This window comes from Amycolatopsis sp. NPDC000009, assembly GCF_055563465.1.
Window position 1 is genome coordinate 664,998 of record NZ_JBVHDI010000002.1, and the last position, 20,035, is coordinate 685,032.

General features: G+C 69.9%; 21 protein-coding genes and 1 pseudogene. 9 read left to right on the forward strand and 13 right to left on the reverse strand.

All coding sequences use genetic code 11. The features are described from left to right. Positions 1 to 21: 21 nt before the first annotated feature. A complete protein-coding gene (locus tag ACZ3HL_RS09320; protein ID WP_465411104.1) occupies positions 22 to 270 on the reverse strand; it encodes a hypothetical protein in 249 nt (82 codons plus the stop codon). 725 nt (positions 271 to 995) lie between these two features. Between ACZ3HL_RS09320 and ACZ3HL_RS09325 the strand changes: the two genes are divergently transcribed. Beyond that, entirely contained in the window at positions 996 to 2,282 is a 1,287-nt protein-coding gene (locus ACZ3HL_RS09325; protein ID WP_465530032.1) for a PhoH family protein, read from the forward strand. A gap of 53 nt (positions 2,283 to 2,335) precedes the next feature. Here ACZ3HL_RS09325 and guaB1 read toward each other — a convergent pair whose 3' ends face one another. Beyond that, positions 2,336 to 3,775, reverse strand: a complete 1,440-nt coding sequence (gene guaB1 / locus ACZ3HL_RS09330) for a GMP reductase (protein ID WP_465529873.1) — start codon at positions 3,773 to 3,775, stop codon at positions 2,336 to 2,338. Between the two features lie 35 nt (positions 3,776 to 3,810). On the opposite strand from guaB1, the gene ACZ3HL_RS09335 reads away from it, so the two are divergent. After that, positions 3,811 to 4,281, forward strand: coding sequence for a DUF309 domain-containing protein (locus ACZ3HL_RS09335; protein ID WP_465411229.1), 471 nt, complete (start codon positions 3,811 to 3,813; stop codon positions 4,279 to 4,281). A gap of 435 nt (positions 4,282 to 4,716) precedes the next feature. Further along, complete coding sequence (locus ACZ3HL_RS09340) at positions 4,717 to 5,946, forward strand: NADH:flavin oxidoreductase/NADH oxidase family protein (protein ID WP_465411105.1); 1,230 nt, start codon at positions 4,717 to 4,719, stop codon at positions 5,944 to 5,946. Here ACZ3HL_RS09340 and ACZ3HL_RS09345 read toward each other — a convergent pair. Beyond that, positions 5,890 to 6,591, reverse strand: coding sequence for a Pr6Pr family membrane protein (locus ACZ3HL_RS09345; RefSeq protein WP_465529875.1), 702 nt, complete (start codon positions 6,589 to 6,591; stop codon positions 5,890 to 5,892). The two genes, ACZ3HL_RS09340 and ACZ3HL_RS09345, sit on opposite strands and share 57 nt — an antisense overlap. Positions 6,592 to 6,708: 117 nt before the next feature. On the opposite strand from ACZ3HL_RS09345, the gene ACZ3HL_RS09350 reads away from it, so the two are divergent. The 3 genes from ACZ3HL_RS09350 (at position 6,709) to ACZ3HL_RS09360 (ending at position 8,414) form a co-directional block, all read left to right on the forward strand. Beyond that, entirely contained in the window at positions 6,709 to 7,518 is an 810-nt protein-coding gene (locus tag ACZ3HL_RS09350; RefSeq protein ID WP_465529877.1) for an NBR1-Ig-like domain-containing protein, read from the forward strand. Between the two features lie 180 nt (positions 7,519 to 7,698). Beyond that, positions 7,699 to 8,040 carry a hypothetical protein gene (locus ACZ3HL_RS09355; RefSeq protein ID WP_465411108.1) on the forward strand — a complete coding sequence of 114 codons (342 nt, stop codon included), beginning with the start codon at positions 7,699 to 7,701 and terminating at the stop codon, positions 8,038 to 8,040. After that, complete coding sequence (locus ACZ3HL_RS09360; protein ID WP_125791894.1) at positions 8,037 to 8,414, forward strand: hypothetical protein; 378 nt, start codon at positions 8,037 to 8,039, stop codon at positions 8,412 to 8,414. Before ACZ3HL_RS09355 ends, ACZ3HL_RS09360 begins: the two co-directional genes overlap by 4 nt. A gap of 71 nt (positions 8,415 to 8,485) precedes the next feature. On the opposite strand, the gene ACZ3HL_RS09365 is transcribed toward ACZ3HL_RS09360, so the two are convergent. Both ACZ3HL_RS09365 and ACZ3HL_RS09370 read right to left on the reverse strand, forming a co-directional pair. Then, positions 8,486 to 9,997 (reverse strand): ATP-dependent DNA ligase, encoded by a 1,512-nt coding sequence (locus ACZ3HL_RS09365; protein WP_465529879.1) that lies wholly within the window; start codon positions 9,995 to 9,997, stop codon positions 8,486 to 8,488. A 46-nt stretch (positions 9,998 to 10,043) separates the two neighbouring features. After that, a complete protein-coding gene (locus ACZ3HL_RS09370) occupies positions 10,044 to 10,886 on the reverse strand; it encodes a helix-turn-helix transcriptional regulator (protein WP_465529881.1) in 843 nt (280 codons plus the stop codon). 197 nt (positions 10,887 to 11,083) lie between these two features. Here ACZ3HL_RS09370 and ACZ3HL_RS09375 point away from each other — a divergent pair. Continuing rightward, positions 11,084 to 11,914: pseudogene (locus ACZ3HL_RS09375) on the forward strand (DMT family transporter); the annotation flags it as partial. Here ACZ3HL_RS09375 and ACZ3HL_RS09380 read toward each other — a convergent pair. Further along, a complete protein-coding gene (locus ACZ3HL_RS09380; protein WP_465529883.1) occupies positions 11,912 to 12,412 on the reverse strand; it encodes an SRPBCC family protein in 501 nt (166 codons plus the stop codon). The pseudogene ACZ3HL_RS09375 and the gene ACZ3HL_RS09380 sit on opposite strands and share 3 nt — an antisense overlap. On the opposite strand from ACZ3HL_RS09380, the gene ACZ3HL_RS09385 reads away from it, so the two are divergent. Then, positions 12,411 to 12,992, forward strand: a complete 582-nt coding sequence (locus ACZ3HL_RS09385) for a TetR/AcrR family transcriptional regulator (RefSeq protein ID WP_465529885.1) — start codon at positions 12,411 to 12,413, stop codon at positions 12,990 to 12,992. The two genes, ACZ3HL_RS09380 and ACZ3HL_RS09385, sit on opposite strands and share 2 nt — an antisense overlap. Here the strand turns inward: ACZ3HL_RS09385 and ACZ3HL_RS09390 are convergent. After that, positions 12,989 to 14,386 carry a class II fumarate hydratase gene (locus tag ACZ3HL_RS09390; protein ID WP_465529887.1) on the reverse strand — a complete coding sequence of 466 codons (1,398 nt, stop codon included), beginning with the start codon at positions 14,384 to 14,386 and terminating at the stop codon, positions 12,989 to 12,991. The genes ACZ3HL_RS09385 and ACZ3HL_RS09390 overlap by 4 nt on opposite strands. A 113-nt stretch (positions 14,387 to 14,499) precedes the next feature. Between ACZ3HL_RS09390 and ACZ3HL_RS09395 the strand changes: the two genes are divergently transcribed. Further along, positions 14,500 to 15,489 carry an NAD(P)/FAD-dependent oxidoreductase gene (locus ACZ3HL_RS09395; protein WP_465529889.1) on the forward strand — a complete coding sequence of 330 codons (990 nt, stop codon included), beginning with the start codon at positions 14,500 to 14,502 and terminating at the stop codon, positions 15,487 to 15,489. 4 nt (positions 15,490 to 15,493) lie between these two features. Here the strand turns inward: ACZ3HL_RS09395 and ACZ3HL_RS09400 are convergent, their stop codons facing one another. From ACZ3HL_RS09400 to ACZ3HL_RS09425, 6 genes are all read right to left on the reverse strand, one after another. After that, the gene (locus ACZ3HL_RS09400; RefSeq protein WP_465529891.1) at positions 15,494 to 16,258 is read right to left on the reverse strand and encodes a S1 family peptidase; all 765 of its coding nucleotides are present in this window, start codon (positions 16,256 to 16,258) and stop codon (positions 15,494 to 15,496) included. 9 nt (positions 16,259 to 16,267) lie between these two features. Next, positions 16,268 to 17,338 carry a class II fructose-bisphosphatase gene (glpX, locus tag ACZ3HL_RS09405; RefSeq protein ID WP_034305363.1) on the reverse strand — a complete coding sequence of 357 codons (1,071 nt, stop codon included), beginning with the start codon at positions 17,336 to 17,338 and terminating at the stop codon, positions 16,268 to 16,270. An 84-nt stretch (positions 17,339 to 17,422) separates the two neighbouring features. After that, positions 17,423 to 17,656 carry an exodeoxyribonuclease VII small subunit gene (locus ACZ3HL_RS09410; RefSeq protein WP_192743439.1) on the reverse strand — a complete coding sequence of 78 codons (234 nt, stop codon included), beginning with the start codon at positions 17,654 to 17,656 and terminating at the stop codon, positions 17,423 to 17,425. Then, positions 17,653 to 18,093 carry a hypothetical protein gene (locus tag ACZ3HL_RS09415; RefSeq protein WP_465529893.1) on the reverse strand — a complete coding sequence of 147 codons (441 nt, stop codon included), beginning with the start codon at positions 18,091 to 18,093 and terminating at the stop codon, positions 17,653 to 17,655. The genes ACZ3HL_RS09410 and ACZ3HL_RS09415 overlap by 4 nt, the downstream gene beginning before the upstream one ends. After that, a complete protein-coding gene (xseA, locus tag ACZ3HL_RS09420; RefSeq protein WP_465411117.1) occupies positions 18,090 to 19,355 on the reverse strand; it encodes an exodeoxyribonuclease VII large subunit in 1,266 nt (421 codons plus the stop codon). The genes ACZ3HL_RS09415 and xseA overlap by 4 nt, the downstream gene beginning before the upstream one ends. Beyond that, a complete protein-coding gene (locus tag ACZ3HL_RS09425) occupies positions 19,352 to 20,008 on the reverse strand; it encodes a lipid droplet-associated protein (RefSeq protein ID WP_465411118.1) in 657 nt (218 codons plus the stop codon). Before ACZ3HL_RS09425 ends, xseA begins: the two co-directional genes overlap by 4 nt. Between the last annotated feature and the right edge of the window lie 27 nt (positions 20,009 to 20,035).

The window sequence follows — 20,035 nt, forward strand, 5'->3', positions numbered from 1 at the left end:
CTTCGACGTCGTCACCGAAGATCAGTGGTGGTGGTGCTCCAGCGAGTGGAGGATCAGGGCCGGGGTGGTGGCGATGCCCGTGTAAGCACCGGCGACCAGGGAAGCGGCACCGTAGCCCAGTGCCCCGCCGCCCTCGATGAACGTGTTGTAGGCGTCGCCGAACGTGGGGTCCGGGGTGCCCGTGGTGTCACCGGTGGCGGCGAACGCGGTCCCGCCGGCCATCATGATGCCCGCGGCGACGGCGGAAACGAAAGCGGCCTTCTTCAGCACTTCGCACTCCTTGATAGAGATGTTCAGGATCGGGGGCACCGAATCCGGTGGGGGTGTCCCGCAGTGAGAAAATTACTCGCTATTCAGGATCTGTGACCGTCTCGTAAGCCCATTGTGTGAGCCGAAAAAGGCGCGTTTCACTCGGTCCGGTTCTCTGTCGCGGGCACAAAATGCGTCCCGCGACCATGCGTGGTAGAACCTTCCGTCTCTTCAGGTGAACGCCCTGCGTCGCGTTAATCCATCCGGGTCACGTCGACGGGCGTCCCTGAATGGAGATCATCACTACGCACCGTGACGGTGACCAGGCGTTGATGTCATGCGACCGACAGTGAGATGACGGTTTGGCGAATCACCGTGGTGGCTGCCTGCGCGATCGGCCGGACGCAGGTACCTTCCGGAAGTGAGGGTTCGCGTCCCATGCGGACTCTCACGGGAGGCCCTGGTCGTGGCGGTTGTCGACAGGGCGGCACAGCCGCCCAGTGGATGCACGAGGGGGCCGGCACCCGGCCCTCGTGGCCGTGCCGACTGACGTGGAAGACGTCGGAAGGAACGGTTAGCCAGGGAAGTGCCCGGCCCAGCGAGTGCGGGCGTGGTGCCACGCCCACGAGGGAGATGCCGTCGTGACTGCGCAGCGTTCACCCCGCAAGGCCTCTGGCCGTTCTTCGACCGGTGCCCCTGGCCCGGAGAAAGCCTCGATCTCGCCCGAATCCCAGCGGTCCACTTACGTGCTCGACACGTCGGTCCTGCTCTCCGACCCCTGGTCGGTGACTCGGTTCGCCGAACACGCGGTCGTGCTCCCGCTGGTCGTCATCAGTGAACTGGAGGCGAAACGTCACCATCCCGAACTGGGGTGGTTCGCGCGCGAAGCGCTTCGCATGCTCGACGACCTGCGTCGTCAGCACGGCAGGCTCGACGCGCCGATCCCGGTCGGTGAGCACGGCGGCACCTTGCAGGTGGAGTTGAACCACTCCGACCCCACGGTGCTCCCGGTCGGCTTCCGCACCGACTCCAACGACCACCGCATCCTCGCCTGTGCGCTCAACCTGGCGGCGGAACGCGCGTCGGTCACGCTGGTGACCAAGGACATCCCCTTGCGCGTCAAGGCGGGCGCCGTCGGTCTCGAAGCCGACGAGTACCGCGCGCAGGAGGTGACGCCTTCGGGCTGGACGGGCATGGCGGACGTGGACGTCCCGCAGACCTTGGTCGACGCGCTGTTCAGCGGGTCTTCCGTGGATCCGGCGGAATTCGGGATGCCCGAGGTGGGGGAGCTGCCCTGTCACACCGGGCTCAGGCTGCTCGCGGGCAGTTCGAGCGCGCTCGGGCGGGTCACCGCGGACAAGCGGATCAGGCTCGTACGGGGTGACAAGGAGGCGTTCGGCCTGCACGGGCGGTCTGCCGAGCAGCGGATCGCGCTGGATCTCCTGCTGGACTCCGACGTCGGCATCGTCTCGCTGGGCGGACGGGCGGGCACGGGCAAGTCGGCGCTCGCGCTCTGCGCGGGGCTGGAGTCGGTGATGGAACGCCGCCAGCACCGCAAGGTGGTCGTGTTCCGGCCGGTGTACGCGGTCGGCGGCCAGGATCTGGGCTACCTGCCCGGTTCCGAGAGCGAGAAGATGCAGCCGTGGGCGCAGGCGGTGTTCGACACCCTCGGCGGGCTGGTCAGCCAGGACGTCCTCGACGAGGTCTTCGACCGCGGCATGCTCGAGGTGCTCCCGCTGACCCATATCCGCGGGCGGTCGCTGCACGACACGTTCGTCATCGTCGACGAGGCGCAGTCCTTGGAGCGCAACGTGCTCCTGACCGTGCTTTCGCGACTCGGCACCGCTTCGCGGGTGGTGCTCACGCATGACGTCGCGCAGCGCGACAACCTGCGGGTGGGGCGGCACGACGGCGTTTCGGCGGTGATCGAGAAGCTCAAGGGTCACCCGCTGTTCGCGCATGTCACGCTGACCCGGTCCGAGCGTTCACCGATCGCGGCGCTCGTCACCGAGATGTTGGAGGACCACGGATAGTCGGAACCCGGGGAGTCCACTTGGGACAGTCCCAAGTGGACTCCCTGCGGGATTCACCAGCCCGAGGGCAGGGGGCGTCCTTCCGCGAATCCGGCGGCGGACTGGATCCCGAGCAACGCGCGCTCGTGGAACTCCTCCAGCGTGCGCGCGCCCGCGTACGTGCAGGCGGAGCGGACACCGGAGCCGATGGAGTCGAGCAGGTCTTCGACTCCGGGGCGAGCGGGGTCCAGAGCCATCCGCGACGCCGAGATGCCCTCTTCGAACAGGCCCTTCTTGGCGCGTTCGAAGACGTTGTCCGTGCGCGTGCGGGCGCCGACGGCGCGCTTCGACGCCATGCCGAACGACTCCTTGTACGGCTTGCCCTGCTCGTCGTAGCGAAGGTCGCCGGGCGATTCGTGGGTGCCGGCGAACCACGAGCCGACCATCGCCGCCGACGCGCCCGCGGCGAGCGCCAGCGCGACGTCGCGCGGATGCCGCACGCCGCCGTCCGCCCAGACGTGTTTGCCCAGTTCGCGCGCCGCCGCGGCGCATTCGGCGACGGCGGAGAACTGCGGGCGTCCGACGCCGGTCATCATCCGGGTCGTGCACATGGCGCCGGGGCCGACGCCGACCTTGACGACGTCCGCACCCGCGTGGATCAGGTCGCGCGTGCCCTCGGCGGTGACCACGTTCCCGGCGACGACCGGGACTCGCGGGTTCACCGACCGGACCGCCTTCAGCGCGGAGATCATCTTCTCCTGGTGGCCGTGCGCGGTGTCGACGACCAGCACGTCGACGCCCGCCGCGAGGACGGCCTCGGCCTTCGCCGCGACGTCGCCGTTCACGCCGATCGCCGCGGCGACGCGCAGGCTGCCGCCGTCATCGACAGCCGGGGTGTAGATCTCCGCACGCAGTGCCGCGATCTCGGTCAGGACTCCCGCGAGCCTGCCGTTTTCGTCGATGCCGAGGGCGAGACGGCCGCCGTGGTCGTGCAGGCGCTCGAACACCTCGCGCGGGGGCGTGTCCAGCGGGACCGTGACGACCGCAGGCTCCGCGACGTCGGCGAGGCGCGCGAAGCGGTCTACGCCGGCGCAGGCCGCTTCGTCGACGACGCCGACGGGCTTGCCGTCCTCGTCCACCACGACGACGGCGCCGTGGGCGCGTTTGCCGACCAGGTTCAGCGCGTCGGCCACCGCGTCTCCGCCGGTCAGCACGAGCGGGGTGTCCCACACGGTGTGACGGCTCTTGACCCAGGTGACGATGTCGGCGACCGCCGCGACGTCGACATCCTGTGGCAGGACGACGAGCCCGCCGCGCCGGGCGACCGTTTCGGCCATCCGGCGGCCCGCGACGGCGGTCATGTTGGCGACCACGATCGGGATCGTCGCACCGGTGCCGTCCACAGTGGACAGATCGACGTCGAAACGGGACTCCACGTCCGACCGGTTCGGCAGGAGGAACACGTCGTCGTAGGTCAGGTCGTGAGCGGGCCGATGCCCGTCGAGAAAGCGCACGAGGCCCCAGGATACCCGCGTGGGACAATGTCGGCATGACCGACCGGGACCGTGACGAAGCCGGACGAGCCCGTAACGCGCGCCCGCGGGACGGTCTCGGCAGGCCGCTCCCGTATGGCGCCGACGGTGTCGAACGCCAGCCCGAGGGCATCGAACGGAGCCCAGAGGACACCGTTTCCGAGGCGCAGCGCCTGCTCGACGCGGGCCGCCCGTTTCACGCGCACGAGGTGTTCGAGGACGCGTGGAAGTCCACCGACGGGCCGGACCGGGAGCTGTGGCGCGGCCTTGCGCAGCTCGCCGTGGGCCTGACCCACGTGGCCAGGGGAAACGGGAACGGTGCGGCCTCGCTGCTGGAGCGCGGCGCCGAGAACATCGAGCCTTTCCGCGAGGCCCGGCCCCACGGGATCGACATCCCGGGCTTGCAGGCTTGGGCGCGGAACATGGCCGAAGAGGTGAAGGCGCGTGCACGGGTGGAGCCGGTCGCGCCGCGCCTGCTCGGCCAGTAACACCGAACCCGAGCGGTACAGCTCGATCAGCAGCGGCCGCGTCGGTGAGCCGGTAGCTGGTCCGGCTCGGGAAGCCCGGCAGTTCCTCGCGGACGGCGAGGCGTCGCGCGATCAGGTCGCCGAGCGTTCTGTCAGCACCTTCGCGGACAAGCCGGGCGTAGGTCGCTGAAGGTCGTCGTCCAGCGGCCCGAGATCGTGGCGACCTCGACAGGCCGGCTCCGGCCGCCGCGTGCGGCCGCGGGCGTCCACGAGCTGGCCGGTGACCTGGCCCTGCTGATCGTCGACTGGGTCATCGAAGGCCGCCGACGTCGCGAGGCGAGGTCAGGACGGGCTCTGGCGCTACGTGATCGGCACACCTTGAGTCCTCGACATACCGCGAGTATGTTACTTCGAGTAGGGATACTGCCCAGTAGGTAACGGTGGGAGGAAGCGCGGATGAGCGAGCCCAAGGAACTGCTGGCCGAACCGCTGAAACTGCGGTGTGGCGCGATCCTGCCGAACCGGCTGGCCAAAGCCGCGCTCAGCGAGCAGCTCGGCGATCGCCGCAACCGGCCGACCGCCGAACTGGCCGAGCTGTACCGGACGTGGTCGCGAGGCGGTGCGGGGACGCTGATCACCGGCAACGTCATGGTCGATCCGACCGCGCTGGGTGAACCGCGCAACGTCGCGGTGCCCCGGGTGCCGGACGCGACCGGGTTCAAGCCGTGGGCACGGTCGGCGGACGGGACCGAGAGCCGGTTGTGGGTCCAGCTCAACCATCCCGGCAGGCAGAGCCCTCGCTTCCTGTCCCGTCAGCCGGTCGCGCCGTCGGCGGTGCCCTTCGGCGACCGCGGCATCCGTTCGGTGTTCGCGACGCCGCGGGCGCTCACCGGCGACGAGATCGAAGCGATCATCGACCGGTTCGGCGTGGCCGCCCGGACCGTCGTCGACGCCGGGTTCGCCGGTATCCAGATCCACGGGGCGCACGGCTATCTCGTCTCGCAGTTCTTGTCGCCGCTGACCAACCGGCGCACCGACGGCTGGGGCGGTGACGCGCTCCGGCGGCGCCGGTTCCTGCTGGAGGTGGTCGCCCGCGTGCGCGCCGAGGTCGGCGATACGGTGCCGATCGCGGTCAAGCTCAACAGCGCGGACTTCCAGCGCGGGGGCTTCAGCGAGGAGGACTCGCTCGAAGTCGTCCGCGAACTGGGCGAAGCGGGTATCGACCTGCTGGAAGTCTCCGGCGGCACCTACGAGAAGGCCGCCATGATGGGTTCGGCCAAGGCGAGCACGCTCAGCCGTGAGGCTTACTTCCTCGACTACGCCGCGAAGGCCCGGCAGGTCTCCGACGTCGCGCTGATGGTCACCGGTGGCTTCACCAGCGCGCAAGGCATGGCGGAGGCGCTGCGCTCCGGCGCGCTGGACGTCATCGGCCTCGGCAGGCCGCTGATCGTCGATCCGGCGTTGCCCGGACGGCTGCTGAACGGTGAGGACACCCGCGCCCAGCGCACGGCTCCGAAGACCGGTATCCGGCTGGCCGACAGCCTGCTCGAGATCCAATGGCACACCCAGCAGATGCACCGGGTGGCCGCCGGGAAACCGGTGGACCGGCGGCTCGGCGCGGTGCGGACGCTAGTACGTGCCGGCGTCGCGGATCCGCTCAACGCTTTCCGGCGGGTCCGGGGCTAAGTAGTCGTCCACTTCGTCCTTGCGGCTGAAGGTGCGGTCGAAACCGACCGCGGCCGCCGCGAGACCGATGAACAGCACACCGATCAGCACACAGTTGAACGCGACACCGCCGTAGCTGTTGATGCCCGGGTCGACGAACGGGTACGGGTAGAACCCGATGATCGCGCCGCGCACCAGCGTGACCGCGAGCCAGGCCAGCGGGTACAGCAGCGACCACCACAGGACCCGCCACGACAGCTGGCCGCGCGGCCCGAACAGCAGCCAGCCCGCGACGCACATCAACGGCGACACCTTGTGGAGCATCGTGTCGGCGAACACCGCCCAGCCGTGCAGTTCGTAGAGATCGGCGAGCGCGACCTGGAAGACGACACCCGTCACGGTGATGCCGACGAGCCCGGTGAGCCGCAGCACGCCGAACCAGGTCGACCGGCCCGCGACGCCGAGCGCGAGCAGCAGGCTGCCGACGCCGACCAGGATGTTCGAGTCGATGGTGAAGAACGCGAGCAGGTTGGCCACCCGGCCTGCCGGGGTGTGGAAGACGCCGCCGGTGGTGCCCGCGGAGACCGGGATCTGCGCGGCGAGCCCGGCGATCACCACCACCGCGGTCAGACCGAACCAGGCGCGCGCGATCTTGGAAGCCTGCATTCGCCCACTTTATGGGTGATCGGGCGGCGACGTCCCGTCACCACCGCACGTCGCCACTCGATCGGGGGCGGGCCGCCGCCGCGGCTTCCCGGCCATCGGGTCATATCGTGGGAAACGATGGACGTCGAGCGAACGCCCGGACGCCGCGGACGGGTCGCGCGGGGTCCGGCGGAGGACAGCGGACCCGTCGCCGTGTTCGCGCGGCGGCTGTGGGAGCTGAAGCGGGCCGCCGGTGACCCTTCCTACGACCGGATGCGCGACGAGTACGGCGCGCTCGCGTCGAAATCCGCGCTTTCGGCCGCCGCCCGCGGAGAACGGCTGCCCAGCTGGGAGACGACCTGGGAGTTCGTCCGCGTGCTGGCCGCCGGGGTACTCGGCGGTGACGAGGACGAGGTCCGCCATGAATGGCGCGGCGAATGGGAACGCGCGCGAGACGCGCTGACCGCCGGAACTGGACCGGTCGCCGTGAAGCCGCGCCGGACGGCGTTCCTCCTCGCCGGAGCCGTGGCTGTCGTCCTCGTCGCGGCACTGGTGTTCGTCTTCGCCGCGCCGTTCGGCTCCGAGCCCGCCGCTCCGGTGGGAGACGCGTCGGAATTCGTCGCCGACGTGACCGTGCCCGACGGCAGCGAGGTCGCGGCAGGCTCGACCTTCGTGAAGACGTGGGAATTCCGCAACGCGGGAACGGTCGGATGGATCGGCCGCTATCTGGTCCGCGCCGGTTCGTTCGGGAACCCCGGCGAATGCGGCACGCCCGAGCGCGTCCCCGTCCCGCAGACCGCGCCCGGCGAGCGGGTGCGCGTCTCCGTCGAGGTACGTGCGCCCGATGCGCCCGGGCATTGCCAGGTGTACTGGAAGATGGCCGACGAACAAGGGCACATCCTGCTGCCGAACACCCGCGCGGTGTTCTTCTCGGTCCGCGTCATTTGACTTCCTGAGCCGATGGCCAAAGCGCTGACCTGCGTGGACAGTGCTTTCTCGGCCATGGCCATTTCGCGGCCGTGAATCGCTTCCGGGATGGCTCCGGCGGTCTTTAACGTCATCGGCGTCCGGGAATTCCGGACGGGGATTTTCCGAAACACTCTCACATTATTTGCGGAAAGGGAATCCATGCGTCCGTACGTCAAGGTCGTCGCCCTGGCCGGGGCCGCGCTCACCGTGGCGCTCCTGCCGGCCACCGCCGCACAGGCGGCTCCGGCGCCCGCTTCGGGCAGTGATCCGATCATTACCTGCGAATCCGGCTACCACGGCTGGATGCGCCGGGCCGGGAAGGACGCGATCTGCCTCAAACCGGGCACGCGCACCTGGGACGTCAAGGTGTTCGAATGCGCCGGGGATCTGACGGTGCATTTCAAGAACGGCCAGAAGGCCTATTGCGGGGGAAGCATGAAGATCGGCCTCGATCTGGCCGTCCAGTCCAATGTCGTCAAGACCGTTGTGGGGAACCGATGAAGAAGAAGCTGTTCGCCGTCGTCCCGGTCGCGCTGGCAGGCACCCTGCTGATGGCGCCGTCGGCTTCGGCGGCGTCGAAGGTCTGTGAGGGCGGGCCGTTGATGGGCGGGAAGACGAAGGTCGTCGAGGTGAGCGCGGGCCAGAGCATCGACATCACCGTGCACAACCACGACTACCGGGGAATGCTCGTCCAGATCATCGACGACGTCTTCGACAAGGGCCTCTGGAGCGGGGCGATCGCGCCGGGCAAGGAGCGCACGGTCAAGCACGGCGTGCTCGGGGAGCCGCCGGTTTATCACAAGATCCGGTTCGAGGTGACGTCCAACCTGTCGAACAACTACACCTACCGGATCTCTTCGGACCGCTGCTACTGATGCGTTTCGTCCTCTGGATGCGGTAGTTGCACGCGCAAGGACCGCATCCAGAGGACGAAATGCGGGAGGGGTCAGGGCTTGAGGAGGCCGCGGACGGTGTCGATGGTGTCGGCGTCCGCGGCCTCCTTGTCCGGCCGGTAGCGCACGACGCGCGCGAAGCGGAGCGCCAGCCCGCCCGGATACCGCGTGCTCACCTGTGCCCCGTCGAGTTCGATCTCGACGACGAGCTCCGGCCGCACGTGGACCACCCAGTCCGTGCGGTGGGTCTCTATCTCCTGGAACGTCTTCGTCTGCCAGGCCAGCAGCTCGTCGGTCATCCCCTTGAACGTCTTGCCGACCATGATCGGCGGCCCGCCGTCGGGGTCGCGGGCGCCGAGATGCAGGTTCGACAGCGTGCCGGTGCGCCTGCCGTGACCCCATTCCGCGGCGAGGACGACCAGGTCGATCGTGTGCACCGGTTTCACCTTGAGCCAAGCGCGCCCGCGGCGGCCCGCCGCGTACGGCGACGCGAGGTCCTTGACCATCACGCCTTCGTGCCCGGCGGCCATCGCCGCTTCCAGTACCGCCTCGGCCGAGGCGGGGGCGACCTCACCAGGGATGACGTGCTCGCCGGCGACCCGCCGCAGGGCGGCGTTCCGTTCGGACAGCGGCGCGTCCAGCAGGTCGACGCCGTCGAGGTGCAGGCAGTCGAAGAAGTACGGCCGCAGCAACAACGCCTTGACCTGCTCCTCGCGGGTGCTGCCGAACCGGCTCATCGTCTCCTGGAACGGCCTCGGCCTTCCCTCGTCGGTCAGTGCCAGCGTCTCGCCGTCGAGCACCACCGACGTGCAGGGCAGGGAACGCACCAGAGCCACCAGCTCGCCGACGCTGCCGGTGATCTCCCGCAGCGTGCGCGTGTAGACGTGCACCTCGTCGCCGTCGCGGTGGACCTGGATCCGCGCACCGTCCATCTTGTACTCGACGAGGGCCTCGGCGTGCTCGGTGATCGCCTCGTCCAGCGACTCCGCCGGGGAGGCCAGCATCGGCCGGATCGGCCTGCCCAAGGCGAGTTTGAACTCCGCCAGCCGCTCCTGGCCGCCCGTCATCGCGGCCAGGCCCGTCACCGGGAGCTGCCCGGACAGCATGAACGCCCGCCGGACGTCCTCGGCCGGGATCTCGGACGCCGCCGAGATCGCGTCCACCATGATCCCTTCGAGCGCGCCCTGCCGCAGCTCGCCGGTGAGCAGCCGGATCAGGAAGTCCTGCTCCTCCTTGGTCATCTTGCCGAACAACGTCCGCAACGTCTCCGCGCGCAGCTTCACCGAACCCGAACCCGACGCCGCCCCCACCGTGCCGAGGGCCGTGTCGACCTCGGCCACGCTCAACGACGGCTCTCCGGCCGGGGCCGTCTTCAGCTCGGCCAGCGTCCGCCAGCCGGCGCCGATGCGGCCCTGCGTCGGCTGGCCGGTGAGGAACGCGATGACCGCGGGCAGCTCCAGCTCGCCCGCGGCGCGCAGGACCGCGGCCAGGGTGGCGATCTTCGCCTTCCTGGACCTCGTGGCGGCCAGTTCGGCCGACGCGGTCACCACCTCGGTGAGCAACATGGATCCATCATGGACCCGGGCACCGACAGTTTCGCGCCGAGCGGGTTCAGGCGTCCGCGGGATCGGCGACCCAGCTGGCGAGCAGCCGGAGCGCGCGTTCGCTGTCGGAGCCCGGCTCGGCGGTGTAGATCACCAGGGCCTGGCCAGGATCGTCGGGCAGCCGGAGTGTCTCGTAGCGCAGCCGGAGTTCACCCACGATCGGATTGGTCACGACCTTCCACGCGTGCGCCTTCTCGCGCACGGTGTGCTTCGCCCACAGCTTCCGGAACGCCTCGCTGCCGAGAGAGAGCTCGCCGACCAGCTGGGCGAAGCGCGGATCGTCCGGATACTTCCCGCTCTCGGAGCGCAGGTTCGCCACGATCTCCTTCGCCACGGTTTCCCACTCCGGGTGCAGCTCGCGGGCGCGTTCGTCGAGGAAGAACATCTTCGGGATGTTGCGCTCACTCGCCGGACGCGCGGCGAAGTCGAGGGAAAGCGCGGAGCCGAGCGAATTCCAGGCCAGTACGTCGCCGTAGCGGTCGAAGATGAGCGCCGGGGTCTGGATCGCGTTCAGCATCACCTGGAGTTCCGGCCGGATCCGCCGCACCCGCGGCCGCGCGACGCGTTTGCGTTTCGGGGCGGCCAGATTGCGCAGGTAGGTCTCCTCGTCGCGATGCAGGCGCAACGTCCGGCTCAGCGATTCGAGGACGGAATCGGACACGTTGCGGGCCCGGCCCTGCTCCAGGCGCGTGTAGTAGTCGACGCTGATCCCGGCCAGCTGCGCCAGCTCCTCGCGCCGCAGCCCGGCGACTCGCCGTTGGTTGTATCCCGTCGGCAGGCCGAGGTCCGCCGGGTCCAGCGCGGCCCTGCGTGCCTTGAGGAAGTCGCCCAGTTCGGCCGTCTCGGTCATGGTGCCGAGTATCCCGGAACGCGCGGGGTGCGTGCCTGGTCCTGACAGACCCAGGCTGGTCGTGGCCGCAGTTCCGTGAAGGCCTCCTTGAGGGACCCAGAGTCCCTCAAGGAGGCCTTCACGGACTTTTTATGGTCCTGTACATCGAGTGTTATTTGGCTCTTCGGCATGGACCAAAAAACCGTCATCGTGAGGGCATGGACAACGAACGAAGAGGCGTGAAGATCGGCGTACTGGGGGTGCTGATCGTCGGCGCGTCCGTGCCGGTGACGGGAATGCTCGACGCCTACCCGGTGCTCACCGGGCAGGCGCTGCGGTACGCGCTGGCGGGCGTGCTCCTGCTGGCGTGGGCGCGGCTGAGCGGGCGCCCGTTGCCGTTGCCGGGCCCGCGCGACCTTCCCTCGCTGATCGCCCTCGCGGCGACCGGCATGATCGGGTTCCAGGCCTGCCTGCTGTTCGCGCAGCGCTACGCCGAACCAGGTCTGGTCGCCGCGTTCCTCGGCGGGACTCCGCTCGTGCTCGCGCTGGCGGGCCCCTTGGCCAAGGGGAAGCGGCCTTCGATGGCGCCGGTGACGGGAGCGGTGCTCGCCGGGCTCGGGATCGCCGTGCTGTCGGGCGGCGGCGCGGCGCGCTGGCAAGGGCTGGTCCTCGCGGCGCTGGCCATGGTGTGCGAAGCGCTCTTCACCCTGCTCGCCGTGGGTGTGATCGAGCGGCTCGGGCCGTTGGCGACCGCGACCTGGGGTTGTTTCGCCGCGGGCGCGGGCGGCGCGGTCGCCGGGACGATCGCCGACCCGTCCGGAGCCTGGGCGTTACCGGACGGGCGTGAGCTGATCGCGCTCGGCTACCTGACGGTCGTCGTCACCGCGATCGCGTTTCTTCTTTGGTACTCGGCGGTTTCGGCGCTGGGCGCGGACCGGGCCGGGGTGCTGGTCGGGCTGATGCCGGTCTCTGGCCTCGCCGTCTCGCTCCTGCTGGGCATGCAGGACTTCCGCTTCTCCCAAGTGGTCGGAGTCGCGCTGGTGTCGTCAGGCGTCGCGATCGGCCTGCGTCGCCGCAAGCTCGGCCAGCCGGGCGCACTTGACGTCGAAGTGCTTCACGACGTCCCCGGCGATGACCGCGACCATGACCGCGCGCATCGGCCCGCTGAGGGTGATCTCCTGGACGAACTCCGTCCCGCCGTCGACCGCGGTCAGCCGCAGCGCGAGATCCATGGCGCCCAGGGGAATCGGCTGGCGAAGGGCGATCTCGCGGTCCTGGATCAGGGACGTGATCGTGAACGGCTCGGCGACCCGTGAGTGCACGCGGCCACGGAATCCGTTCGGTACGAGGAAACCGGTCGAGCCCGCCTCGGCGGGGCCGTGCAGTTCGACGCCGACGAGGTCGGGATCCCAGTCGGGCCACCGGGTGAAGTCGGCCAGCGGCGCCCAGAGCGCGGACGGCGGGCAGGGGAGGATCTCGCGGGAGGTTCTGGTCCAGGTCATACCCGGACGATATACGGAACTGTCAGTCTCGTAAACTGTGGGCATGGCGAGAGGCAGGCCGAGGGAAGAAGGAATCGACGACGCGGTCCGCGAGGCCGTGCGGGCGTTGCTGACCGAAACCGGTTACCAGCGCTGCACGATCGACGCGGTCGCGGCGCGGGCGGGCGTCGGCAAGGCCGCGGTGTACCGGCGGTGGCGGTCCAAGGCGGAACTCGTGTTCGCCGCGGTGATCCATCCCGTCGAGCTCGAACCACCGTCGGACACCGGCTCGCTGCGGGGCGACGTGGCCGCGGTCCTCGAAGTGATCCAGTCCTCTTTGGACAGTGTGGAGCTCCGGCAGGCACTGCCGTCCCTGCTCGCCGACGTCCGGGCGGATCCGGCGCTGGAAACGCGGTTCGGCGAGGTGTTCCTCGGCCGTGAACGCGGCTATCTGGTCCAGATGCTGGATCGGGCCGTTGCGAGAGGGGAACTCTCGCGACGGCCCGATCCGGCTCTCGTGCACGCGATCCTGCTCGGCCCGGTGCTGACGTGGCTGCACCTGTTCACCGAGACACCGCCTTCGGGTGGGCTGGCGGCTTCACTCGCCTCACCACTCCACGCGGCTGTGGTCGCCCTCGGCGCTTAGCGGCCTCCGCGCGCCATGCGGAGGACGTCGAGAGCCTCGTCCAGCTGGGCTTCGGTGAGTTTGCCGTTCGAGACGTGGCCGCGTTCGATCACGACCTCGCGGATCGTCTTCAGCTCCTTGAGCGCCTGCTTCGCGATGGCGGCGGCTTCTTCGTAGCCGATGTACTTGTTCAGCGGCGTCACGATCGACGGCGAACCCTCGGCGTACTCGCGCGCGCGGTCGGCGTTCACCGTCACGCCCGCGAACACCTTGTCCGCCAGGAGCCGCGAGACGGCCGCGAGCAGCCGCGCTGATTCGAGCACGTTGCGCGCGATCACCGGCAGGTTCACGTTGAGCTGGAAGTTGCCGGCAGCGCCCGCGAAGGCCACCGCCGCGTCGTTGCCGATCACCTGGGCGACGACCTGCAGCGTCGCCTCCGGGATCACCGGGTTCACCTTGCCCGGCATGATCGACGACCCCGGCTGGAGATCCGGCAGCGCCAGTTCGGCGAGCCCGGTGCGCGGCCCGGAACCCAGCCAGCGCAGGTCGTTCGCGATCTTGTTCAGCGACACCGCGACCGTGCGCAGATGCCCGGACGTCTCGACGACGCTGTCCTGCGTCGCCTGCGCTTCGAAGTGGTCCCGCGCCTCGGTCAGCGGGAGGCCGGTCACCGAAGCCAGCTCCTGCGAGACCGCCGCGCCGAAACCCTCGGGCGCGTTCAGCCCGGAACCGACCGCGGTCCCGCCGATCGGCAGTTCACCGAGCCGCGGCAGGCCCGATTTCAGCCGCTCGACCCCGAACCGGACCTGCGACGCCCACGCGCCCGCCTCCTGTCCGAAGGTGATCGGCACCGCGTCCATCAGATGCGTGCGGCCGGACTTCACGATGTCCGCCCATTCGCCCGCGCGCGTCTCGATCGCGGCGGCCAGGTACTCCAGCGCCGGGATCACGTCGGACAGGACGGCCTCCGTCGCGGCGACGTGGATCGTCGTCGGGAAGGTGTCGTTCGAGGACTGCGAGGCGTTGACGTGGTCGTTCGGGTGCACGTCGCGGCCCAGCGCCTTCGACGCGAGCGTGGCGATGACCTCGTTGGCGTTCATGTTCGACGAGGTCCCGGAACCCGTCTGGAACAGGTCGATCGGGAAATGCGCGTCGTGCAAGCCCTCGGCGACCTCGTCCGCGGCCTTCGCGATGGCCTCGGCGACCTCGGCGTCCAGCACGCCGAGCCGCGCGTTGACCCGCGCCGCCGCGGCCTTCAGCAGGCCGAGCGCGCGGATCTGGGCGCGCTCCAGGCCCCGGCCGGAGATCGGGAAGTTCTCGACGGCGCGCTGCGTCTGCGCGCGGTAGAGGGCATCGACGGGGACGCGCACCTCGCCCATGGTGTCGTGTTCGATCCGGTATTCCTGTTCAGCCATGCCTCAAGTTTCGCGCAGGGACCTCTGGCGCGCTCCGTGTCTTTCGGCACGCGAGGGCTAGGATCGAATGTGTTCTCGATCACGCCGCCCACCACCGGCCGGGAGAGTGCCGAATGAGCGAGTCCGCTGGGGAAACGTCGTACGACCTCGTCATCATCGGGGCGGGTCCGACGGGTCTGTTCGCCGCCTACTACGCGGGATTCCGCGGCCTTTCGATGGCCGTCGTGGATTCACTGCCGGAGGCGGGCGGTCAGGTCACCGCGATGTACCCCGAAAAGATGATCTACGACGTCGGCGGGTTCGCCGAGGTCCGTGGCCGCGATCTGGTGCGGGGCCTGCTCGATCAGGCGGCGCCGTTCGAACCCGCGTACCTGCTCGGGCGCAAGGCCGAGAAACTCGAGAGTGTCGAAGACGGTGTCGCCATCACCCTCGACGGCGGGCAGGTCCTGCGCGCCGGCGCGGTGCTGATCACCGCCGGGATCGGCGAGTTCACCCCGCGGCCGCTGCCCGCCGGTGACGGCTGGCTGGGCCGCGGCATGGTCCATTTCGTGCCCTCGCTGAAGGTGCACGAAGGGCAGCACGTGGTCGTCGTCGGCGGCGGGGACTCGGCGTTCGACTGGGTGCTCGCGCTGCACCCGGTCGCCGCGAATGTCACCCTCGTGCACCGGCGCGCGAAGTTCCGCGCGGCCGAGTCGATCGTGCGGCAGGCGCGGGAGCTCGGTGTCCGGATCGTCACCGACGCCGAAGTCACCCGGTTCCTCGACAGCGACGGCACGCTGGCGGAGGTGGAGATCCAGGTCAAGGGTGCCGAGCCCGAAATCCTGCGCGCCGACACGGTCGTCGCCGCGCTCGGATTCACCGCGGATCTCGGGCCGATCGAAAGCTGGGGTCTCCAGATCGACCACCGCGCGATCGCCGTCGACTCGACCATGGCGACGCCGCGGGAGCGGGTCTACGCGGCGGGCGACGTCGCGGCGTACCCGGGGAAGGTGAAGCTGATCGCGACCGGATTCGGGGAAGCGGCGACGGCGGTGAACAACATCGCGGTCATGCTGGACCCGGAAGCGCATCTGTTCCCAGGGCATTCGAGCAACGCCGAGTAGGGCGTCAGGCCGGGGGCGCGATCTTCTCCGCGATCCACTGCGCGTACGCCACCACCGAAGTCGCGATCGACGGCGAGGTCGCGCACACCGGATCCGCGTTACCCGGACGGCTGATCGTGCCCAGCAGCACCCACTTCTCGTCGACCTTGGCGATCTCCGGCCCACCGGAATCGCCGTAGCACGAACCCGTGTTCCCGCCGGGGTTGTCGGTGCACAACTCGACGGCGCCGTCGAACTTCGCGGTGCATCGCACGCCTTCGACGATCTTCGTGTCCAGCTGCTGCAACTTCGCCGGACCCTTGCCACAGCCCGAAGTCGGGCACGTCTGGCCCCAGCCGAGCAGCCGGGTGGGCGTCCCGGGCGCCACGACGGCCCCGATCGGGATCGGCGGCGCCTTCACCGGCGCGGCCAGCCGCACCAGGGCGAGATCACCGCCCGCGTGCTCGGGCTCGGGGTTGTAGGACGGGTTCACGACGATCTCGGCGAGCTTCGCTATTTCGCCGCCCTGGGTGTTGTCGCTGCTGCCGACCCGCGCGCTCAGGTTCGCCGGGTTCTTGCCCTCGACACAGTGCCCGGCCGTCACCAGCCAGTCCGCCGCGATCAGCGTCGCGGCGCAGAAAGCCTTGCCGGAAGCCGAATGCAGGGACGCGATGAACGGATACGGCTCGTCGGCCTCTCTGCCGCCGACGAGGTCGCCCGCGCCCGTGGCCTGCCCGGCCGGCGTGAGGAGCATCGCCGCGAGCAGGACCACGAGCACGCGCTTGAGCACGGTTTCTCCTTAGGGCAGCGGGGGAACTACGTCGTCTTCCAGCGAATCGTCGAGGTGGCCGTCGAAGTTGACGGACGAGTAGGAGCGGAGCTTGGTCAGCCGGTGGTAGCCGTCGATCATCCGGACCGTGCCGGACTTCGAGCGCATCACGATCGACTGGGTCGTCGCGCCGCCCGCGCGGTAGTGCACGCCGCGCAGCAGGTCGCCGTCGGTGACGCCGGTGGCGCAGAAGAACACGTTGTCGCCGCGGACGAGGTCGTCGTTGCCGAGCACGCGGTCGAGGTCGTGGCCCGCGGCCAGCGCCTTCTCGCGTTCCGCGTCGTCCTTCGGCCACAGGCGGCCCTGCAGTTCGCCGCCGAGGCACTTCATCGCGCAGGCCGCGATGATGCCTTCGGGGGTGCCGCCGATGCCGAGCAGCATGTCGACGCCGGTGCTCGGCCGGGCCGCGGCGATCGCGCCGGCGACGTCGCCGTCGGAGATGAAGCGGATCCGGGCGCCCGCCTCGCGGACCTCCTTGATCAGCTTCTCGTGCCGGGGCCGGTCGAGGATGCAGACGGTGACGTCGGAGACGCTGGAGTTCTTGGCCTTCGCCACCCGGCGGATGTTCTCCGCGATCGGGGCGGCCAGGTCGACCTTGCCCGCGGCGTCCGGGCCGACGGCGAGCTTCTCCATGTAGAACACCGCGGACGGGTCGAACATCGCGCCGCGTTCGGCGACCGCGAGCACGGCGAGCGCGTTCGGCATGCCCTTGGCCATCAGGGTCGTCCCGTCGACCGGGTCGACCGCGACGTCGCAGTCCGGCCCGTCGCCGTTGCCGACCTCTTCCCCGTTGAACAGCATCGGGGCTTCGTCCTTCTCGCCCTCTCCGATGACGACGACACCGCGCATCGAGACGGTCGAGACCAGCTGGCGCATCGCGTCCACCGCGGCACCGTCCCCGCCGATCTTGTCCCCGCGGCCGACCCAGCGGCCCGCGGCCATCGCGGCGGCTTCGGTCACGCGGACCAATTCCATCGCGAGGTTGCGATCCGGGGCTTCAGGGCGTCGAGAAGAGCTGGCGGACGAGGTGGGGGTGGGCATGCGGCCTCCCGGGTCAGGAACTCGGCGGGGTCCCAGTCTCTCAGATACCCACGGTGGTTCGGTGGCGCAGGAGCATGGTGAACGTCACTGACCGTCGCCGGTCTCGTCCTCGACGGACGAAAGCGCCGCTTCGATCCGCTCGCGCGCGCCCTCGAGGTGGTGCTCGCAGACCTTCGCCAGCTGCTCGCCCTTCTCCCACAGGGCGAGCGACTGTTCCAGGGACAGCCCGCCCGCTTCGAGCTCGCGGACGACCTCCACCAGCCTGTCGCGGGCCTGCTCGTAGCCGAGTTCGGCGGTCTCGCCACCGGGTTTGCTCACGCTGTGCTTCCTTCTACCGGACGTCGGTGCTTGCCGATACCCGCGCACACTACCGCGCCGGCCATGGCGTTGTCGTAACCCACGAAGGCGAGAGCGAACTCCTGGCCGTCACCCTCCGCGATCGCCATGACCAGGTTCTCCTGGGCCCGCGCCACCCGTTTGCGGTGCACGGAACCCTCCGCGAACCACCATCGGGTGCCGACGTGGTCGGCCGTCGCTTCGGAGAGTTTGCGCAGCTGGGCGTCGAGACCGCGTTTGGTGGAGAACGGTGCCGATGAGCCCTCGGCGGAAAAGAGTGCCTCGGCCTGGCATCCGGCCAGCAGCACGGTCCAGCACTCGCCGGCCGCGCGGTCGGTCAGCAGCGCGTTTCGCAGTACCTCGGGCGCGTCCGCGCGTCTGGCGGCGTCGATGGTCAAAGGCAGGAAACTCGCCGTCAACGCTCCTCCTCCGGCGTTCCCGAAACGACGGCGCCGAGCGCGCCGTCGACCACGCGGACGCGCAGTTTCGCGCCGTCCGCGACTTCGGAGACGGACCGGAGTACCTGGAGGTTGCCTTCCGCGTCGGTGTACTGCACCACGGCGTAACCGCGTTCGAGGGTCGCCGCCGGGCCGAGCGCGGTCAGCCGCGCGCGGGCGCTGGCGATCTCGGCCTGGTCCTTCGCGAGCAGGGTGAGCATCGCGCGCCGCCCGCGTTCGCGGTGGATCCCGACGTCGTCGGAGCGCCGCTGGATCGGGCCGAGCGGGTCGGCGAGCACGGGACGGCTGCGCATCTGGTTCAGCAGCCTGACCTGGGTGTCCACCCAGCCGTGCAGGGCGCGGCGCCCGCGATCGCGCATCTGGCGGACGCGCTGGGTCTCCTCGCGCACGTCGGGCACGATCCGTTTGCTGGCGTCGGTCGGCGTCGAGCAGCGGAGATCGGCGACGTGATCGAGCAGCGGGGTGTCGGGCTCGTGCCCGATGGCGCTGACCACCGGCGTCCCGGCCGCGGACACGGCACGGCACAGCGCTTCGTCGGAGAACGGCAGCAGGTCTTCCACGCTGCCGCCGCCACGTGCGATCACGATGACATCGACGTCCGGGTCCCGGTCCAGTTTGGACAGTGCCTGGAGGATCTGCGGGACGGCGAGCGAACCCTGCACGGCGGTGTTGATCACCTTGAACGCGACATGCGGCCAGCGGGCCTGCGCGTTCACCAGCACGTCGCGTTCGGCGGCGGACGCGCGGCCGGTGATCAGCCCGATTCCCTTGGGCAGGAACGGGATCTTGCGTTTGCGTTCCGGTGCGAACAGGCCCTCGGCGGCCAGCAGCCGCCGCAGCCGCTCGATCCTGGCCAGCAGTTCGCCGATGCCGACCGCGCGGATCTCGTTGGCGCGCAAGCTCAGCGAACCGCGGTTCATGAAGAACGTCGGCTTCGCGTGCACCACGACGCTCGCGCCCTCGCGCAGCGGCGGTTCGATCGTGCGCAGCAGCCCCATCGGGCAGGTCACCGACATCGAGACGTCCGCGGACGGGTCGCGCAGGGTCAGGAACGCGGTGTTGGTGCCTTGGCGGGCCGAGATCTGCGTGACCTGGCCTTCGACCCAGACCGCGCCCAGCCGGTTGATCCACTCGCCGACCTTGCGGGCGACCGTGCGGACCGGCCACGGGTTTTCGGCGGTGGTGGACGGACCCGCCGTCGCGGAGGTGGGTTCGGCGCTCACTGGCCTTCCGCGCTGTCGCCGTCGGCCTTCTTCACGTTGCCGATGCGCCGCGCGAGCATGCCGACGAACGAAGCCCGGTCGGCGTTCGCTTTTTCGTAGGTCAGCAGCTCTTCCAGCTGCGCGAGGTCGAACCGGCGCAGGCGGGCGCGCAGCTGCGGCAGGGTGAGCGTGTCGTAGTCGTCCAGCCCGGCCGGACCGGAGGTGACGGGCGCGCTTCCGCTGTCGAACTCGCCGTCGGCGTGGTCCTCGGCGAGCGCGCGCTCCTCCTCGGCCCACGGGTCCTCGGTGAGGGCTTCGAGATCGTGCAGGTGCCCGTTGGTCTCGGCGCGCGGTTCGGGCACCTCGGCGTCTTCCCGCAGCGGGATGACGCACGAGTCACGTTCGTACCGGCGTTCGCCCAGGTCCGGCGGGAGGTCTTCGTCGAAGGTCGCCCAGCTGGGCGTGTCCTCGACCGGGCGGAGACCCGACAGCGCGTCGTCGCCCTTGATCGCGAGCTCGGTGACGTGCTGCTGAACGCGCATGGAGAACTGGAGCACCTGGCTGACCACCGTGACGGGGAGCCCGGTGAGCTGCTTGGGAAGTTCGCGAACCCGCTCGGCGGTGGTGACGGCGAGGCCCGCGGCGACCCGGAGGGGGAGCGGGAGAGGCTTCATGCGTCTAGCCTGCCGTATCCAGGCCAT

What these genes read in the sequence shown, in the direction of transcription:
- ACZ3HL_RS09335 (WP_465411229.1), top strand. Translation starts at nt 3,811, where the DNA reads ATGACCGACCGGGACCGTGACGAAGCCGGACGAGCCCGTAACGCGCGC.
- ACZ3HL_RS09340 (WP_465411105.1), top strand. Translation starts at nt 4,717, where the DNA reads ATGAGCGAGCCCAAGGAACTGCTGGCCGAACCGCTGAAACTGCGGTGT.
- ACZ3HL_RS09345 (WP_465529875.1), bottom strand. Translation starts at nt 6,591, where the DNA reads ATGCAGGCTTCCAAGATCGCGCGCGCCTGGTTCGGTCTGACCGCGGTG.
- ACZ3HL_RS09350 (WP_465529877.1), top strand. Translation starts at nt 6,709, where the DNA reads ATGGACGTCGAGCGAACGCCCGGACGCCGCGGACGGGTCGCGCGGGGT.
- ACZ3HL_RS09355 (WP_465411108.1), top strand. Translation starts at nt 7,699, where the DNA reads ATGCGTCCGTACGTCAAGGTCGTCGCCCTGGCCGGGGCCGCGCTCACC.
- ACZ3HL_RS09360 (WP_125791894.1), top strand. Translation starts at nt 8,037, where the DNA reads ATGAAGAAGAAGCTGTTCGCCGTCGTCCCGGTCGCGCTGGCAGGCACC.
- ACZ3HL_RS09365 (WP_465529879.1), bottom strand. Translation starts at nt 9,997, where the DNA reads ATGTTGCTCACCGAGGTGGTGACCGCGTCGGCCGAACTGGCCGCCACG.
- ACZ3HL_RS09370 (WP_465529881.1), bottom strand. Translation starts at nt 10,886, where the DNA reads ATGACCGAGACGGCCGAACTGGGCGACTTCCTCAAGGCACGCAGGGCC.
- ACZ3HL_RS09385 (WP_465529885.1), top strand. Translation starts at nt 12,411, where the DNA reads ATGGCGAGAGGCAGGCCGAGGGAAGAAGGAATCGACGACGCGGTCCGC.
- ACZ3HL_RS09380 (WP_465529883.1), bottom strand. Translation starts at nt 12,412, where the DNA reads ATGCCCACAGTTTACGAGACTGACAGTTCCGTATATCGTCCGGGTATG.
- ACZ3HL_RS09390 (WP_465529887.1), bottom strand. Translation starts at nt 14,386, where the DNA reads ATGGCTGAACAGGAATACCGGATCGAACACGACACCATGGGCGAGGTG.
- ACZ3HL_RS09395 (WP_465529889.1), top strand. Translation starts at nt 14,500, where the DNA reads ATGAGCGAGTCCGCTGGGGAAACGTCGTACGACCTCGTCATCATCGGG.
- glpX (WP_034305363.1), bottom strand. Translation starts at nt 17,338, where the DNA reads ATGCCCACCCCCACCTCGTCCGCCAGCTCTTCTCGACGCCCTGAAGCC.
- ACZ3HL_RS09425 (WP_465411118.1), bottom strand. Translation starts at nt 20,008, where the DNA reads ATGAAGCCTCTCCCGCTCCCCCTCCGGGTCGCCGCGGGCCTCGCCGTC.